Source organism: Collinsella sp. Sow4_E3 (genome assembly GCF_052116285.1).
GTDB lineage: Bacteria > Actinomycetota > Coriobacteriia > Coriobacteriales > Coriobacteriaceae > Collinsella.
Map to the genome: position 1 here is coordinate 1 of NZ_JBQKLJ010000044.1, position 2,608 is coordinate 2,608.

A 2,608-nucleotide genomic window follows, 5' to 3' on the forward strand; every position below is an offset into this window, starting at 1 on the left:
GCGCCGACGGGGATCGATCTCGACCGAGAACGCCTCAGGCGACTCCACGGTGATGAGCGGCTGATCGGGTTCTTCAGGGTTTGTGGACACGACCGCGAAGCCGCGCCCGAAAGTTCGGCAGTCCTTGTGCAGCAGCGATGACTGGGAGGGCAAGTTGTTGTACTCCCACGCCTCCTGCAAGCCGCGGTCGATCTTGTCGGAACCCGACCGCTGGAAGGCGCGCAACTGCTGGCGGCGCTCCGGCTCATCCACAGCCATGCGTGGCACGTTGATCGCGACCTCGAACATCCTCAGTTCGGGCGGCACGGCGAGACCGATCACGTCGATCTTCTGCAGGCCCTCGTAGTACATGTCGAGGTGCTTGTAGTCGCGCTTGATCTTCGGGGTCTTGCGGTGGAGGCGGTTCAGGACATCAATGTCACCCATGCCCACCTCCATTCATCGTCTAGGCGAAGCACCACACGGCGCTGTTCTGTGAGTCGTCATCGGTCCAGTCGGTGGCCAGCACAGCCCGTCTCGCCGCGTACGCGAGGGCGTCTGCCACTACGACGTCGATCTTGCGGGGGCTGTTCGGGTATTCCTTGCGGATCAGCCGGTACTGGCCGCGCCGCTTCACGAACGCGTTGCCGTAGTGCCGCAGCGCGTCCGGGTCGCTGCTCTGTTTCGTGGTGCCGTTCACGATGTCGGTGTGGAGCGTGTCCAGCGCCGGCCCCATCAGGGTGTCCGACGTCGTGGGGAATTCGACCACCACGTCCTCGCCGAACTCGTGCGCCAGGTCTGAGATGTCGCTGCGCCACTCGTGTGGGTCGTAGTGGCCTCGGATCACGCGATAGCGCTTGTGCGCCTCACGGATACGCTCCAGCACCTCAGTGCGCGGCACCTGCCATCCGATGCCGTCGACACCCTCGGGTTTCTCCCACAGTCCGATCGTCCACCGGTAGCCGTCTGACATCCGGCAGCCGCGGAGGATGGTCGAGTCGGAGTTCAGCGACCCGTCGAACCCGAGCGTGATCGCTGTGCCATCGGCAGGTTCGGGGCCGTCCATCTGGGCGTCCTCCACAGCCCTGAGCGCGATCCACGCATCCGAGGACGCCATGGCGCGGTTCAGGTAGTAGCGGGCACCCTCAGCCTCGTCACGGCACTCGGTTGGGTCCAGCATCGTCCGATAGGCAAGTTCAGGGGTCATCCACCCCGACACGGGGTCCATCGCCGCGCCGTACACGTAACGCAGCTGCGCCAGCGTGTGCTCGCGGTCCTCATAGATGCGGATCGGTCCCTTCGCCTCGCGATGGTGCACCAGCCATCCGGGGCCTAGTTGCTCGGCCTTCCAACGCTTGTAGATCGTCTCCCAGACGCTCTCCTCGCCGTAACGGAATGCGGTCGTTGTCAGCAGCGCCCACGGTTCGTCACGCGACCTCTTCGGTAAGTTACGCATCGTCGTGGCGTACATGTTCCGCAGCTCCGGGAGCACGTACAGGTGCACCTCATCCGGCACGAGGAACGTTTCCTTGCCGCCGTCCTTCGACGCGGCACCAGACGAACTCGAGCGGCACTCCCCACCGTTCGGCAGATAGATGTTAGTCGCTGAGCGGTAGTCGCGGATGCCCTTCACGCCGTCGTAGATGTCTGGGTGGTTGTCGTGTCCCCAGTCACCCATCACGAAAGCAATGTTTTGGAACGTGTTGCCCGACTGCTTCTCCTCGGTCGCGAGGCAGCGGACGAACGGGGAGCGGATCGGGCGTCCCACCGGCTGCCCGCTCGCATCCCAGCCGTCAAAACGCACCGGGGCCAGAGCCTCCGCCACGCCAATCAGGCCCGCGACCTCCGACTTCGCCCGACCCTTCGGCATTGACAGCACGCCACGAGAGATCAACCGACGCCCCGACGCCGGTTCGAGCTCGTAGGCGTCCACGATGAAGTCAAACATCTCGTCATCGAACGTCAACGGCTGCCCCTCCACCGGCCCAGGGCCATGGCAGGCATACGCCTCGAGCCAGTCGATGACGGCATAGCCGAGAGAGCACTTCTGCCCCTCGAACAGGGGGCGGAACATCAGCCTGCGCGCCGCTTCCGCGCCCGGTCAAGGCTCGACACCTTGCCTGCGGATGCGACCGACTCCACAGACTTCTGATAGGCACCCCTCGGACCCCGATACTGGGGCCGTCGACCCTCCACGTCCGGCAACCGCAGCGCCGCCAGCAGCTGCTTGAGGACCGTGGCCGTCGCGTTCGCCTCACGCAGCGCCGAGTTCACGACCAAGCTGGACACTCCGTTACCGTCCGTCTCAATCGACAGCAGCACGTCATGCTTGCCACGGATCGCCGCATCCAGAGAATCGAGCCGATCCTTTGCCCGGCACGCCTCCTCCAGTTGCACCAACTGCTCCGGCGTCAGCTCGAACACGTCCGCCACGCCACGCCACAAAGCACGCCCACCATCCGCCAACGAGGCTGGACACGGGGCCGGGATATGGGGCTCGTCAGACATGCTCAACACCTCCAGCGTCGCGCCGATATGCATCTGGTGGTATCGCACCACCAGAGAGAATGGTTTTCAGGCCCTGTAGACCTGTCTCTTATACACATCTGACGCTGCCGACGATCCTCGA

The 2,608-nt window shown here is 64.5% G+C and carries 3 protein-coding genes; all 3 read right to left on the reverse strand.

The genetic code is table 11. From position 1 onward, the window contains the following. Nucleotides 1–426: phage portal protein (locus ACTQ48_RS10975; RefSeq protein ID WP_441570936.1), on the reverse strand; the 426-nt coding region annotated here is incomplete at its 3' end. 19 nt (nucleotides 427–445) lie between these two features. Further along, a complete protein-coding gene (locus ACTQ48_RS10980) occupies nucleotides 446–2,053 on the reverse strand; it encodes a hypothetical protein (RefSeq protein WP_441069373.1) in 1,608 nt (535 codons plus the stop codon). Next, nucleotides 2,053–2,487: a hypothetical protein gene (locus ACTQ48_RS10985; RefSeq protein WP_441036951.1), complete on the reverse strand. Its 435-nt coding sequence runs from the start codon at nucleotides 2,485–2,487 to the stop codon at nucleotides 2,053–2,055. Before ACTQ48_RS10985 ends, ACTQ48_RS10980 begins: the two co-directional genes overlap by 1 nt. Nucleotides 2,488–2,608 lie beyond the last annotated feature (121 nt).